This is a genomic window from Streptomyces sp. NBC_00237 (genome assembly GCF_026342435.1).
GTDB lineage: Bacteria > Actinomycetota > Actinomycetes > Streptomycetales > Streptomycetaceae > Streptomyces.
The window spans coordinates 2,038,523-2,052,237 of record NZ_JAPEMT010000002.1; the positions used below are offsets into that span (position 1 = coordinate 2,038,523).

The following is a 13,715-nucleotide window of genomic DNA, read 5'->3' on the forward strand; positions in this document are numbered from 1 at the left end:
CGCCCCGCCCCGGCGGGTGTCTCCCCCACCTCCTGAGACACCCGCCCCCACCCCCTCGCGTGGGGCGTCGGCGGCCCCCGCCGCCCCACGCGAGACAACATTCACAGGTTCCGCACGTTTGCGTGTACAACCATGTCTCCAGTGCGCATCGGGTCACTGACGCAACACAGCGGGGCACTACGCCTACGCAACGTCTACTTCCTTGTGCGCAGGGCGAGTTGTCACGCACAGACTTACGAAGAGTCATTGCGGAATGTCGCATTCAGAGAGATTCGGGCGTTCCGGAGCGACTTGCCCGAGGCGTCGCTTTCGATGCCCCCGCAGGCCGTTGCACCGCGTAGCCGCGAGCAGGTCGGTGCCCGTACGCTGCTCATCTGACCGCGGGATCTTACGAACGCACGGGGCGGGGCGATGGAGCAGACACACACCAGCCACAACGGCCTCGCGGCCACTCCCGGCGCTCAGCGCCGGGTACTGGTCGTCGAGGACGATTCCACGATTGTGGACAACATCGCGGCCCGGTTGCGGGCCGAGGGCTTCCAGGTGCAGACGGCGAGCGACGGCCCTGCGGCCGTCGACACGGCCGAGGCGTGGCAGCCGGACCTGATGGTCCTCGACATCATGCTGCCCGGCTTCGACGGGCTGGAGGTCTGCCGCAGAGTGCAGGCGCAGCGTCCGGTACCCGTACTCATGCTCACCGCACGCGACGACGAGACCGACATGCTGGTCGGGCTCGGGGTCGGCGCGGACGACTACATGACGAAACCGTTCTCCATGCGCGAGCTGGCCGCCCGGGTGCACGTCCTGCTGCGCCGGGTGGAGCGGGCCACGATCGCCGCCGCCACCCCCCGCAGCGGGATCCTGCGGCTCGGCGAGCTGGAGATCGACCACGCACAGCGTCGGGTGCGGGTGCACGGCGAGGACGTGCACCTCACCCCCACCGAGTTCGACCTGCTGGTCTGTCTGGCGAACACGCCGCGCGCCGTCCTCTCCCGCGAGCAGCTGCTCGCGGAGGTGTGGGACTGGGCGGACGCCTCGGGCACCCGCACCGTCGACAGTCACATCAAGGCGTTGCGCCGGAAGATCGGCGCGGAGCGCATCCGTACCGTGCACGGTGTGGGTTACGCACTGGAGACGCCGGCGCCGTGAGCACCGCGGCCGGGACGAAGCGGGGCGGGGCGCGGCGGCCGAAACAGCGGTCGGCGCGGACGCCGCGCTGGCGTCGGGTGCCGGAGCAGCGGCACGGGGCGTCGCTCCCGGCGCGCCGGTGTCCCGACTGTGGGCAGCGCGTCCGGCGGCCCCTGCGGGAACGGCTGAGCCCCGGCAGGCTGCTGCGTCCCGGCGGGCTGCTGTGCCGCATCGGGGAGCTGGCGTCGAGGCCGCTGGCCCTGCGCCCCTTCACCATCCGCGCGAAGCTGATCACGCTGGTCGTGGTGTCGGTGGCGCTGACCACCGGTCTGGTGATGGTGGCGCTGGCCACCAAGACCGAGCTGCGTTTCATCACGGTCTTCTCGATCATCGCGTCGATGCTGATCACGCAGTTCGTGGCGCACAACCTCACCAAACCCCTCGACGAGATGCGCGAGGTCGCCGCCGCGATGGCGCACGGCGACTACACCGGGCGGATCGACGGCGAGAACCGCCGCGACGAGCTGGGCGGGCTGGCCACCACGCTGAATCGCATGGCCGAGGAGCTCCAGGCCGTCGACCAGAACCGCAAGGAACTCGTCGCGAACGTCTCGCACGAGCTGCGCACCCCCATCGCCGCGCTCCGCGCCGTACTGGAGAACGTGGTGGACGGGGTGGTCGCCGCCGATCCCGAGACCATGCGTACGGCGCTCAAGCAGACGGAGCGGCTCGGCGGGCTCGTGGAGACCCTGCTCGACCTCGCCAGGCTGGACAACGGTGTCGTACCGCTGAAGGCCCGCCGCTTCGAGGTGTGGCCGTACCTCTCGGGCGTGCTGAAGGAGGCCAATCTGGCCGCCGCGCAGCGCAACCTGGCCTCCGGGTCCGGGCACCACATGCGCAAGGACGTACATCTGCACCTGGACGTGGCGCCGCCCGAGCTGACCGCGCACGCGGACCAGGAGCGGCTGCACCAGGTCGTCGCCAACCTGATCGACAACGCGGTGAAGCACTCGCCGCCGCGCGGCCGGGTGACGGTGCGGGCGCGGCGCGGGGAGCTCCCGGAGAGTCTGGACCTGGAAGTACTGGACGAGGGTCCCGGTATACCCAAGTCGGAGTGGCATCGGGTCTTCGAGCGCTTCAACCAGGGCAAATCGCCTGCCAAGCCCACCTCGGGCAGCGACGGCGGCACGGGTCTCGGCCTGGCCATCGCGCGCTGGGCGGTCGATCTGCACGGCGGCCGGATCGGAGTGGCCGAATCAGAACGCGGTTGCCGGATTCAGGTCACCCTTCCGGGGACCGCCTCTTCCCGCAGTTGACGTAGGGTTCGAACCAGAAACGGACGTTCTGCGTCCGTCCTGCCAGGATGCGGGCTGAAGGCCGCATCCTCGGTCGGATGCACCGGCTCGGCACCTCTGGTCCACACCTGGTTGACGCGAGGTCCACAGCGGAACCACGCTTGTTTCCCGCCATTTCGTGCGTCGAAACCAGCACTCCGGTGTGACTTACGCGACGGATGTACCGCCCGGTCTGCAACTCCCGGCCGGGGAGGCGTAGCCTTTATTTCCGCTGTCCACCACCTTGCGAAGCGGAAGAGGGCGGTTAACGCCGTGTCGTCTCAGTCCACCAGTAGCTCAAGTCATTCATCGACCGGCCAGGACGGGCAGGGAAAGAACCCAGCCGCCGCCTTCGGTCCCAACGAGTGGCTCGTCGACGAGATCTACCAGCAGTACCTCCAGGACCCCAGTTCCGTCGATCGAGCGTGGTGGGACTTCTTCGCCGACTACAAGCCTGGCGCCACCGGCGGCACGGCGGAGAAGTCGGCTCCCGCCGCACAGGCCCCGGTCGCACCCGCCGCCCAGGTGCCCGCCCCGGCCCAGCCCGCCCAGCCCGCCCCGGCAGCCCAGGCCCCGGTCACCCAGGCCCCGGCCGCTCCGGCGCAGCCCGCAGTTGCGCCGGCCGCGAAGCCCGCAGCCGCAGCCCCCGCCGCTCCCGCTCCCGCCCAAGCGGCTCCCGCCGCCACGGCACCCGCTCCTGCACAGAAGGCCGCACCTGTGAAGCCCGCTCCCGCCGCCGAGGCCACGTCCGCCCCGGCCGGTCCCGAGTACGTCACCCTGCGCGGCCCGTCCGCCGCCGTCGCGAAGAACATGAACGCCTCCATCGAGGTCCCCACGGCGACGTCCGTGCGCGCGGTCCCGGTGAAGCTGCTCTTCGACAACCGCATCGTCATCAACAACCACCTGAAGCGCGCCCGGGGCGGGAAGATCTCCTTCACCCACCTCATCGGCTTCGCGATGGTGCAGGCCATCAAGGCCATGCCGTCGATGAACTACTCCTTCACCACGAAGGACGGCAAGCCGACGCTGGTGAAGCCGGAGCACATCAACTTCGGCCTCGCGATCGACCTGGTGAAGCCGAACGGCGACCGCCAGCTCGTCGTCGCCGGCATCAAGAAGGCCGAGACGCTCGACTTCTTCGAGTTCTGGCAGGCGTACGAGGACATCGTCCGCCGCGCCCGCGACAACAAGCTGACGATGGACGACTTCACCGGTGTGACGGTCTCCCTCACCAACCCGGGCGGCCTCGGCACCGTCCACTCGGTCCCGCGCCTGATGCCCGGCCAGTCGGTCATCATGGGCGTCGGCTCGATGGACTACCCGGCCGAGTTCCAGGGCACCTCGCAGGACACCCTGAACAAGCTGGGCATCTCGAAGGTCATGACCCTGACCTCGACGTACGACCACCGGGTGATCCAGGGCGCCGCCTCCGGCGAGTTCCTGCGCAACGTGGCGAACCTGCTGCTCGGCGAGTCCGGCTTCTACGACGACGTCTTCAAGGCGCTGCGCATCCCCTACGAGCCGGTCCGCTGGCTCAAGGACATCGACGCCTCGCACGACGACGACGTCACGAAGGCCGCCCGCGTCTTCGAGCTGATCCACTCCTACCGGGTGCGCGGCCACGTCATGGCCGACACGGACCCGCTGGAGTACAAGCAGCGCAAGCACCCCGACCTCGACATCAACGAGCACGGGCTGACGCTGTGGGACCTGGAGCGCGAGTTCGCCGTCGGCGGCTTCGCCTCGAAGTCGATGATGAAGCTGCGCGACATCCTCGGCGTCCTGCGCGACTCGTACTGCCGCACCACCGGCATCGAGTTCATGCACATCCAGGACCCGAAGCAGCGCAAGTGGATCCAGGACCGCGTGGAGCGCCCGCACTCGAAGCCCGAGCGCGAGGAGCAGCTCCGCATCCTGCGCCGCCTGAACGCGGCCGAGGCGTTCGAGACCTTCCTGCAGACCAAGTACGTCGGCCAGAAGCGCTTCTCCCTGGAGGGCGGCGAGTCGGTCATCCCGCTGCTCGACGCCGTCATCGACAGCGCCGCCGAGTCGCGCCTCGACGAGGTCGTCATCGGCATGGCCCACCGAGGCCGCCTCAACGTCCTGGCGAACATCGTCGGCAAGTCGTACGCCCAGATCTTCCGCGAGTTCGAGGGCAACCTCGACCCGAAGTCGATGCACGGCTCCGGCGACGTGAAGTACCACCTGGGGGCCGAGGGCACCTTCACCGGTCTCGACGGCGAGCAGATCAAGGTCTCGCTGGCCGCGAACCCCTCGCACCTCGAAGCCGTGGACCCGGTCCTGGAGGGCATCGCCCGCGCACGCCAGGACATCATCAACAAGGGCGGCACGGACTTCACCGTCCTCCCCGTCGCCCTGCACGGCGACGCGGCCTTCGCGGGCCAGGGCGTGGTCGCGGAGACCTTCAACATGTCGCAGCTGCGCGGCTACCGCACCGGCGGCACCGTGCACATCGTCATCAACAACCAGGTCGGCTTCACCGCCGCCCCGGAGGCCTCGCGCTCCTCGATGTACGCCACCGACGTGGCCCGCATGATCGAGGCGCCGATCTTCCACGTGAACGGGGACGACCCCGAGGCCGTGGTCCGCGTCGCGCGCCTCGCCTTCGAGTTCCGCCAGACGTTCAACAAGGACGTCGTCATCGACCTCATCTGCTACCGCCGCCGAGGTCACAACGAGGGCGACAACCCGCAGTTCACCAACCCGCAGATGGTGACGCTGATCGACAAGAAGCGCTCGGTGCGCAAGCTCTACACCGAGTCCCTGATCGGTCGCGGCGACATCACCCTCGAAGAGGCGGAGCAGGCCCTCCAGGACTTCCAGGGCCAGCTGGAGAAGGTCTTCGCGGAGGTCCGCGAGGCCACCGCGACGCCCGCCGCCGCCCCGTACAGCGACCCGCAGGCCGAGTTCCCGGTGGCGGTGAACACGGCGATCTCGCAGGAGGCCGTGAAGCGGATCGGCGAGTCGCAGGTCAACATCCCGGACAACATCCACGTCCACCCGCGCCTGATGCCGCAGATGCAGCGCCGCGCCGCGTCCATCGACGACGGCACGATCGACTGGGGCATGGGCGAGACCCTCGCCATCGGCTCCCTCCTGATGGAGGGCACCCCGGTCCGCCTGGCGGGCCAGGACTCCCGCCGGGGCACCTTCGGCCAGCGCCACGCGGTGCTCGTCGACCAGGAGACGGGCGAGGACTACACCCCGCTCCAGTACCTCACGGACGACCAGGCCCGCTACAACGTCTACGACTCGCTGCTGAGCGAGTACGCGGCGATGGGCTTCGAGTACGGCTACTCGCTGGCCCGCCCCGAGTCGCTGGTCATCTGGGAAGCCCAGTTCGGCGACTTCGTCAACGGCGCGCAGACCGTCATGGACGAGTTCATCTCCTCCGCCGAGCAGAAGTGGGGCCAGACGTCCGGCGTCACCCTGCTCCTCCCGCACGGTTACGAGGGCCAGGGCCCGGACCACTCGTCCGCCCGCCCGGAGCGCTTCCTCCAGATGTGCGCCCAGAACAACATGACGGTCGCCATGCCGACCCTCCCCTCCAACTACTTCCACCTGCTGCGGTGGCAGGTCCACAACCCGCACCACAAGCCGCTCATCGTCTTCACCCCGAAGTCGATGCTGCGTCTGAAGGCGGCGGCGTCGAAGGCGGAGGAGTTCACCACGGGCGGCTTCCGTCCGGTCATCGGCGACGCTTCCGTCGACGCCTCGGCCGTCCGCAAGGTCGTCTTCTGCGCGGGCAAGGTCTACTACGACCTGGATGCCGAGCGGCAGAAGCGCGGCGCCACGGACACCGCGATCATCCGTCTCGAACGCCTCTACCCCCTGCCGGGTGCGGAGCTCCAGGCCGAGATCGCCAAGTACCCGAACGCCGAGAAGTACCTGTGGGCCCAGGAGGAGCCGGCGAACCAGGGCGCATGGCCCTTCATCGCCCTCAACCTGATCGACCACCTCGACCTGGCCGTCGGCGCGGACATCCCGCACGGTGAGCGCCTGCGCCGCATCTCGCGCCCGCACAGCTCGTCGCCGGCCGTCGGCTCGGCGAAGCGTCACCAGGCGGAGCAGCAGGCGCTGGTGAACGAGGTCTTCGACGCGTAGTCGCTGTGCGCTCGGCGGTACATGGTGAGTGACTGGGGCCCGCCCCCGCGAGAGGTTCTCGCGGGGGCGGGCCCTTTTCCCTGGCCGATTAATCTGTACCCATGTACTTCACTGACCGTGGCATCGAAGAGCTGGAGAAGCGGCGCGGCGAGGAGGAGGTCACTTTCGAGTGGCTCGCCGAGCAGCTGCGTACGTTCGTGGACCTCAATCCGGACTTCGAGGTCCCGGTGGAACGCCTCGCCACGTGGCTGGCCCGCCTCGACGACGAGGACGAGGACGACGAGTAGCCACACGGCTGTCTCGCGCCCGTGCGGGCGCGTCGTGGCTGGCCGCGCAGTTCCCCGCGCCCCTAAATGCCCTCCCTTCGGGCTCCGCCCTCCGCACCCCCTCGGGCTCCGCTTCCGCCCAACCCCCTCGGGCTCCGCTTCCGCCTAGCCCCCTCGGGCGGCGCCTCCGCCCAGCCCCCCTGGGCTCCGCCCTCCGCCTCCCCAGCCCCCTTGGGCGGCGGGGCCGCCCCCCGGGGGCGGAACGGGCGGGCAAGGGGGCGGCCCCCCTCGCTCCGGGCCCACCCCGGAGCCGCCCGCTGGTACCTCGCCCCATGGGTGCGCCGCACCGGGGTGGCCTGCGGCGCTGCCCCGGTCCCGCCCCTTCACCTAAAGCGCTCGCCGCGCGGCAGTCCCGCAACACGTGCGGGTGCGTTGGGGCTGGGCGCGCAGTTCCCCGTGCCCCTAGGAGCGCGTTCGCACCCGGTCGTACGTCAGGCCCACCGCCCCCTGCACCACCATCAAGCCACCAGCCACCACCCACCCGGCGGAGCCCCTGCGCACGCCCCACACCACCATCGGCACCCCCACCCCCACCTGCACCGCCCCGATCGCCCGCGCCCTCGGCCCCCGTACCCAGGCCGCCAGCGGGCCCTGTTCCACCCAGTCCAGCTCCGCGCGCAGCGCGTCGCGCCAGCCCGACCACTCCACCGTCTGCGTGTCCGTGCCGACCCTGGCGACCGCCCGCAGCCGGTCCGCGCTCTCCCCCGGTGTCAGGCCGACGGGCAGCGCCAGTCCCGCCCGGTGGAGTACGGCGATCAGCCCGAGCAGCCTCGCTCGCGCGTCCGCGTCGTCGTCGGGCCCGGTCAGCGCCTCCAGGCTTTCCATGTCGTGTACGGGGTCGAGCCCGAGCCGCACCGCGAAGGTCCGCATCGCCTCGTCCTCGCCCAGCGGGGTGCCGTCGGCCAGCCACTCGTAGCCCACCGTCCGCCGGAACCCGGAGGCGAGCGTGTATCCGGCCCGGTCCGGGTCCCACCACAGGGCCAGCACCGGCCAGTTGGTGCCGATGGCGAGGGCTGACGCCCAGCCCGCGAGGACCCGGTCGACGGGCTCGTACGCGTCCCCCGTGGCCAGCCACGGCTTGCCCTCGGGGACCACGACGCTCCAGCCGTCCCCGGCGGGGGCGAGCAGGACGCGTTCCCGCAGCAGCGGGAGCGCGGGGCGTACGTCGGCGACCGGGGCCCGGCAGAGGAGCAGGGCCCCGGTGGCGTGCACGGACGGGGAATCGGGGTGAGACATATGGCCCACGCTAGGTTAAATCACTCTTTCTCACCTCCCGCACCCTCCCGCCCTTATGTTGACTTCACCCAACCGCGATATATCGTGTTGAAGAGAAGACGCGATATGTTGCGTCGCACGATCACCGTGCGGCAGCGGCCTGACCCGCGCAGCCCGAGCCCGCCCTCGACCGGGGAGATCGCCATGACCGAGTGGTCCGTCACCGAACCGCAGAAACTCACCTTCGACGAGCCCGTCGACACCCTCAGCGTCCGGATCGTCAACGGCACCGTGAACGTCGTGGGCACGGAGGACGCGTCCGCCGGCGCCCGCCTTGAGGTGACCGAGATCGACGGTCCACCCCTGGTGGTCACCCTCGAAGGCGGCACGCTGACCGTCACGTACGAGGACCTGCCCTGGAAGAGCGGGAAGGGCTTCCTGAGCTTCCTGGACCGGCAGAGCTGGCACCGCACGGCGGCGGTCACGCTCGCCGTACCGGCCGCCGCGAAGGTGAGCGTGGGCGTGGTCGGGGCGAGCGCGGTGGTCTCCGGCATCCGGGGCCGCACCGACGTACGCGGAGTCACCGGCGACACGACGCTGGTCGGCCTGACCGGCAAGGTCAACGCCGATACGGTCTCCGGCAACCTGGAGGCCCACTCCCTCACCGGCGACCTGCACTTCAAGTCGGTCTCGGGCGACCTGACGATGGTCGACGGGGCCGGTTCGTCCGTACGGGCGGAGTCGGTGGGCGGCGCGATGGTCATCGACGTCGACCCGGCGCGCAACGGCCCCGCCGACATCGCCCTGACGACGGTCTCCGGCGAGGTGGCGATCCGCCTTCCGCACCCGGCGGACGCGAAGGTCGAGGCGAACACGACGAGCGGACAGGTCTCCAGCGCCTTCGAGGACCTGCGGATCTCCGGGCAGTGGGCGCAGAAGAAGATCACGGGCACGCTGGGCACGGGCGCGGGCAAACTCCGCGCGACGACCGTGTCCGGCTCGATCGCCCTGCTGCGCCGCCCGCCGACGGACGACCTGCCGGTGGACGACCTGCCGGTGGACGACGCCCCGACGGGCGACGCTCCGCTGGGTGGCGCCCCGAAGGACACCCCCTCCGCCCCCTCCGACTCGCCCTCCGGAAAGGTCCTCTGACATGCCTCCCGTCTTCGCCCACGGCCGCCTCCGCCTCTACCTCCTCAAGCTGCTGGACGAGGCACCGCGCCACGGCTACGAGGTCATCCGCCTGCTCGAAGAGCGCTTCGAGGGCCTGTACGCACCCTCGGCGGGCACCGTCTACCCCCGCCTCGCCAAGCTGGAGGCCGAGGGCCTGGTCACGCACGCCACCGAGGGGGGCCGCAAGGTCTACTCGATCACCGACGCGGGCCGCGCCGAACTGGCCGACCGGGGCGGCGAGTTGGCGGACCTCGAAATGGAGATCCGCGAGTCGGTCTCCGAGCTGGCCGCCGAGATCCGCGACGACGTACGGAGCGCTGCGGGCGACCTGCGCCGCGAGATGAAGGCCCAGGCGGCGGCCTCGGGCACGTCCGCCAAGGAGTCCCCGGGCGACGGGGGCGGCGGCGCCCCCTGGGGCGACAAGGAAGCCTGGCGCCTGGCCAAGGAGGAGATGCGCAAGGCCCGCCACGAGTGGAAGGAGCAGGCCCGCCGCGCCAAGGACGAGAGCCGCCGCGCCCGCCAGGACGCGCAGGACGCCCGCCGCCAGGCCAAGGAGACCACCGACCGCGCCCGCGAGCAGATGCAGCAGGCGGCCCGCCGGGTCGAGGAGCAGGTCCGCGAGCACGTGGCGAAGGGCGACTGGCCCTCCGCCGTACGGGACGGACTCGCGGAGATCGAGAAGGAGTTCAGCCGTGCCTGGGGCAAGGACTTCGGCCGCTTCGGCAAGGGCCACGAGGCCCCGAAGGACACCCCGGACATCACGCTGGAGCGCGCCGACAAGCCCGCCCCGTCCTCCGGGAACGTCTGGGAGGACGCCGTACGCGACGACACTCCCCCGCAGTCCGCCCTGCCCGACTGGGCCGTGGAGGACACGAAGCCCGGCTCGGACCCGGCCCGCGACCTGGACCGCCTCCTGGACCGCTTCCGCGACGGCGTCCGCGACGCGGCCCGCGACCACGGGGTGTCTCCGTCCCAACTGACCGAGGCCCGCGCCCGGTTGGCCGCGGCGGCGGCGCACATCGACAGCCTGCTGCGCGGCCCGCGGAAGTAGCGGCCGGAGCACGGCCCGCGAACACGGTTCGCACCGCCGCGAAGGAGCAGGCCCCGAGGAGGAGGACACCTTGCGGGGAAGGTGTCCTCCTCCTCGGTCGCGCGCGGCAGCTTCGGCGGCAAGGCCGCGCCCGCCGCCTGCTCGTCCGTCGGGGGCGCTAGGTGCACTGCCAGAGGAAGCGCCCCTCGTCCCCCTCCGGCGACAGGAACGCGTACCCGATCCCCGCGTCCCCGAAGTTCACGTGCACGGGCATGGCCGTCGAGTCGAGCTGGGCCAGGAGCTCCCACGGCGCGCCCTCCTCCGCGCCCGGCGTCTCCTCCCCCTGGAGCCACAGCGGCTCGACGCCCGGGCCGCCCAGGAACTGCCAGGACTCCCCGTCCTCGTCCGGCTTCCCCGGCACCGCGAGGTGGTCCTCACCGAGGGTCGGGCCCTCGGCCAGCTCCCGTACACCCACCACGAAATCCGGCACCCGTCCGCCGGGCTGCACGATGACCGCGTTCTCCCCGCCGTCCGGGACGAACGTCCCCTGCGCGCCCTCGGACATGAAGACGTACGCGAGTTTCCCGCCCCGCACCTCGAACTGGCCGATGAACTCCATCGGCTCGCCCGACTCCGCCGACAGCGGCCACTGCGCGCCCTCCAGCCAGACCGGCCGGCCGCCGACCTTGGTGACCGGCTCCGTCACCGCCCGCCCCGCAGGCACGAACTCCACCGGCACAGGACCAGCCACCACTAACCTCCCGCAGACAGACGAACGTTGCCGAAGACCCTAGACCCCCGGCCCGGCAACGCCCGCCCATCCGCCACGAAGCGCCACTTCGCGCTCCTAGCGCTTCTGCACCACCACCGTGACCCTCTTCCCCGGCACTCCGTACACCCGCACCCTTTCCGTCCGTCCCGCCGAAACCTCCCGCGTCCCGGTCCACCCCCAGCCCGTGACCCGTACCCGCCAGCCCTTCGCACTCGGCGGAACCGAGACGACCGTCTCCACACCGCCGCGTCGGCTTCCCTCGTACGTGAGGGAGTAGGAGCCACCCGCGTACGTCTCGCCGCGCACCCGTCCCGTCACGGCTGCCGCATAGGGAGCGGAGGTCTGCTGTTTGTGGCCCCGGAGCTTCCCGGCCCCGTCCACCGCGCAGTACCCGCCCCCGTAGCACCACACATAGCCCGCCCAGCCGGAGCTGTACCGGGCGAAGGAGGCGAGGGCGTCGCGGTAGAAGGTGCCCATGTTCGGGCCGTCGTTGTTCAGCGGGCCCCACTCGCCGACCACCACCGGCACCCCGTACTGCTTCGGGTACTGCGTGACGGCGGCCTCGTAGCGTTCGATCCAGCCCTCGGTCGGGTCGTAGTCGGCGCCCGCCTCCATCGCGGTGTTGTAGAAGTGCGGCGCGTACACGACCTTCCGCTTCGGGTCCTTGATCCGGCCGAGGCCGGTGGGCACGCCCTCGCCGACGATGGGGGTGGGCTCGACGAAGAGCCACTTCTTCGCGTCCACCGAACGGACCGCCGCCGCGAGGCGGTTGTGCATCGGCGTGACCTGGTCGCGCTCGATCCGGCGGGCGGCCGTCGGCAGGTCCTCGCCCTCCTTCAGCTCGCCCATGGGCTCGTTGAGGAAGTCGTAGCCGAAGACGGCAGGATGGTCGCCGTACCGGTCGGCGAGGAGTCTCCAGACTGCCGCCTGCGCCTTCTGGAGGTCCTTGTCCTCGTAGAGGTGCGTGAAGGCGCGCTGCACGGCGGGCTGGAAGTACTCGGAGAACCAGTCGTCCGGGTTCGGCGTGAAGGGGAGGCCGTCGGTGCGGGTCGCCCATTCGGGGATGCCCCGGTGGCCGAAGGCGGGGCCGAAGACGTCCTGGTGGCCGTCGAGGAGGACCTTGACGCCGTACCTGTGGGCCCAGTCGAGGACGCGGTCGATCTTGCGCAGGTACGTCGAACTGTACTGGCCGCGCTTGGCCTCCAGGTCGTCCCAGAAGACCAGCAGGCGGGCGAAGTTGAAGCCCTGCGCGCTCATGTCGCGGAAGTGCTTCTCAGTGATCGCGGACAGTGCGTCGTCACCGCGGTTGGTCTTGTCCTCGACGTTCCAGCCGCGCAGGGTGAGGGTGCGACCCTGCTCGTCGGTGAGCTTCGGGATCGCGGGGACGGGCTTCTCCACGGCGTACGCGGCAGGGGCGACCAGTCCCCCGCCGCTCAGCAGCACCGCGCAGCTCACACCGACGACTACAGACTTTCCGTACGTGCTGCGCATGGGGGCACTCCTCGGCCGTCCGGCATCGCAAGTCAGGTGCCGGTGATCCAAACAGCGCCCCCACCGACTCTCAAGACCCGGTGAGCACAATCTTCCCGAAGAATTCGCCGCCCGCCAGCCGCTCGAAGCCCTCGCGGGCCCGGTCCAGCGGCAGCACCTGGTCGATGACGGGGCGCACCCCGGTCGCCGCGCAGAAGTTGAGCAGGTCTTCGAGCTCGTCCTTGGAGCCCATCGTCGAGCCGACGACCTTCAGCTCCAGGAAGAAGATCCGGTTCAGCTCGGCGGAGGACGGGCTCTGTCCGCTCGTCGCGCCCGAGATCACCAAGGTCCCGCCGGGGCGGAGGGACTTGACCGAGTGCGACCAGGTCGCCGCGCCCACCGTCTCGATCACCGCGTCCACCCGCTGCGGCAGCCGCGCGCCCGCCTCGAAGGCGTCCACGGCCCCCAGTTCCACGGCCCGCTTCCGCTTGGCCTCGTCGCGGCTCGTGGCGTACATCCGCAGCCCGGCGGCCTTGCCGAGGACGATCGCCGCCGTGGCGACACCGCCGCCCGCGCCCTGTACGAGGACCGAATCCCCGGGCCGTACGCCCGCGTTGGTGAACAGCATCCGGTACGCGGTCAGCCACGCCGTCGGCAGGCAGGCCGCCTCCTCGAAGCTGATGCCCTTCGGCTTGGGCAGGACGTTCCAGACGGGCACGGTGACGCGTTCGGCGAAGGTGCCCTGGTACTTCTCGGTGAGGATCGACCGCTTCTCGTACGGGCCGACGCCGTGCCCGGTCTCCCCGATCACGGAGTGCAGGACGACCTCGTTGCCGTCCGCGTCGATCCCCGCCGCGTCGCAGCCGAGGATCATCGGCAGGGCCTCTTCGGTGATGCCCACGCCGCGCAGCGACCACAGGTCGTGGTGGTTGAGCGATGCGGCCTTCACGGTCACGGTGGTCCACCCGGGCCGTACTTCGGGCTCCGGGCGCTCCCCCAGCTCAAGGCCGTTCAGCGGCTGGTCACGGTCGATGCGGGCTGCGTATGCGGCGAACATGACCCGACGATAGGCCGGATGCGGGGCGCGGCGGAACCGCTGAAGGGTGTGACCCGTACGACCCGTGCCGCGTCGCCCCTCCCCC

The 13,715-nt window shown here is 70.8% G+C and carries 10 protein-coding genes; 6 read left to right on the forward strand and 4 right to left on the reverse strand.

Annotated elements, in window-relative coordinates:
- Positions 1-411: 411 nt before the first annotated feature.
- The 4 genes from OG897_RS22770 to OG897_RS22785 all read left to right on the forward strand — a co-directional run bounded on the left by OG897_RS22770 (position 412) and on the right by OG897_RS22785 (position 6,874).
- Positions 412-1,149 (forward strand): response regulator transcription factor, encoded by a 738-nt coding sequence (locus tag OG897_RS22770; RefSeq protein ID WP_189820597.1) that lies wholly within the window; start codon positions 412-414, stop codon positions 1,147-1,149.
- A gap of 239 nt (positions 1,150-1,388) precedes the next feature.
- The gene (locus OG897_RS22775; protein ID WP_266660415.1) at positions 1,389-2,444 is read left to right on the forward strand and encodes a HAMP domain-containing sensor histidine kinase; all 1,056 of its coding nucleotides are present in this window, start codon (positions 1,389-1,391) and stop codon (positions 2,442-2,444) included.
- Positions 2,445-2,735: 291 nt separating this feature from the next.
- Positions 2,736-6,587 (forward strand): multifunctional oxoglutarate decarboxylase/oxoglutarate dehydrogenase thiamine pyrophosphate-binding subunit/dihydrolipoyllysine-residue succinyltransferase subunit, encoded by a 3,852-nt coding sequence (locus OG897_RS22780; RefSeq protein ID WP_266659042.1) that lies wholly within the window; start codon positions 2,736-2,738, stop codon positions 6,585-6,587.
- Between the two features lie 101 nt (positions 6,588-6,688).
- Entirely contained in the window at positions 6,689-6,874 is a 186-nt protein-coding gene (locus tag OG897_RS22785; protein ID WP_007266501.1) for a DUF6104 family protein, read from the forward strand.
- A gap of 441 nt (positions 6,875-7,315) precedes the next feature.
- Here OG897_RS22785 and OG897_RS22790 read toward each other — a convergent pair whose 3' ends face one another.
- A complete protein-coding gene (locus tag OG897_RS22790; RefSeq protein WP_266659043.1) occupies positions 7,316-8,149 on the reverse strand; it encodes a hypothetical protein in 834 nt (277 codons plus the stop codon).
- A 183-nt stretch (positions 8,150-8,332) separates the two neighbouring features.
- Here OG897_RS22790 and OG897_RS22795 point away from each other — a divergent pair, with 183 nt between their 5' ends.
- Complete coding sequence (locus OG897_RS22795; RefSeq protein ID WP_266659044.1) at positions 8,333-9,280, forward strand: DUF4097 family beta strand repeat-containing protein; 948 nt, start codon at positions 8,333-8,335, stop codon at positions 9,278-9,280.
- 1 nt (position 9,281) lies between these two features.
- The gene (locus tag OG897_RS22800; protein ID WP_266659045.1) at positions 9,282-10,352 is read left to right on the forward strand and encodes a helix-turn-helix transcriptional regulator; all 1,071 of its coding nucleotides are present in this window, start codon (positions 9,282-9,284) and stop codon (positions 10,350-10,352) included.
- A 157-nt stretch (positions 10,353-10,509) separates the two neighbouring features.
- Here the strand turns inward: OG897_RS22800 and OG897_RS22805 are convergent, their stop codons facing one another.
- The 3 genes from OG897_RS22805 to OG897_RS22815 form a co-directional block, all read right to left on the reverse strand.
- On the reverse strand, positions 10,510-11,082 hold the full coding sequence (locus OG897_RS22805; protein ID WP_266659046.1) for a hypothetical protein: 573 nt from the start codon (positions 11,080-11,082) through the stop codon (positions 10,510-10,512).
- 96 nt (positions 11,083-11,178) lie between these two features.
- Positions 11,179-12,594 (reverse strand): glycoside hydrolase family 5 protein, encoded by a 1,416-nt coding sequence (locus tag OG897_RS22810; protein ID WP_266659047.1) that lies wholly within the window; start codon positions 12,592-12,594, stop codon positions 11,179-11,181.
- 70 nt (positions 12,595-12,664) lie between these two features.
- Positions 12,665-13,630 carry a zinc-binding dehydrogenase gene (locus OG897_RS22815; RefSeq protein ID WP_266659048.1) on the reverse strand — a complete coding sequence of 322 codons (966 nt, stop codon included), beginning with the start codon at positions 13,628-13,630 and terminating at the stop codon, positions 12,665-12,667.
- Between the last annotated feature and the right edge of the window lie 85 nt (positions 13,631-13,715).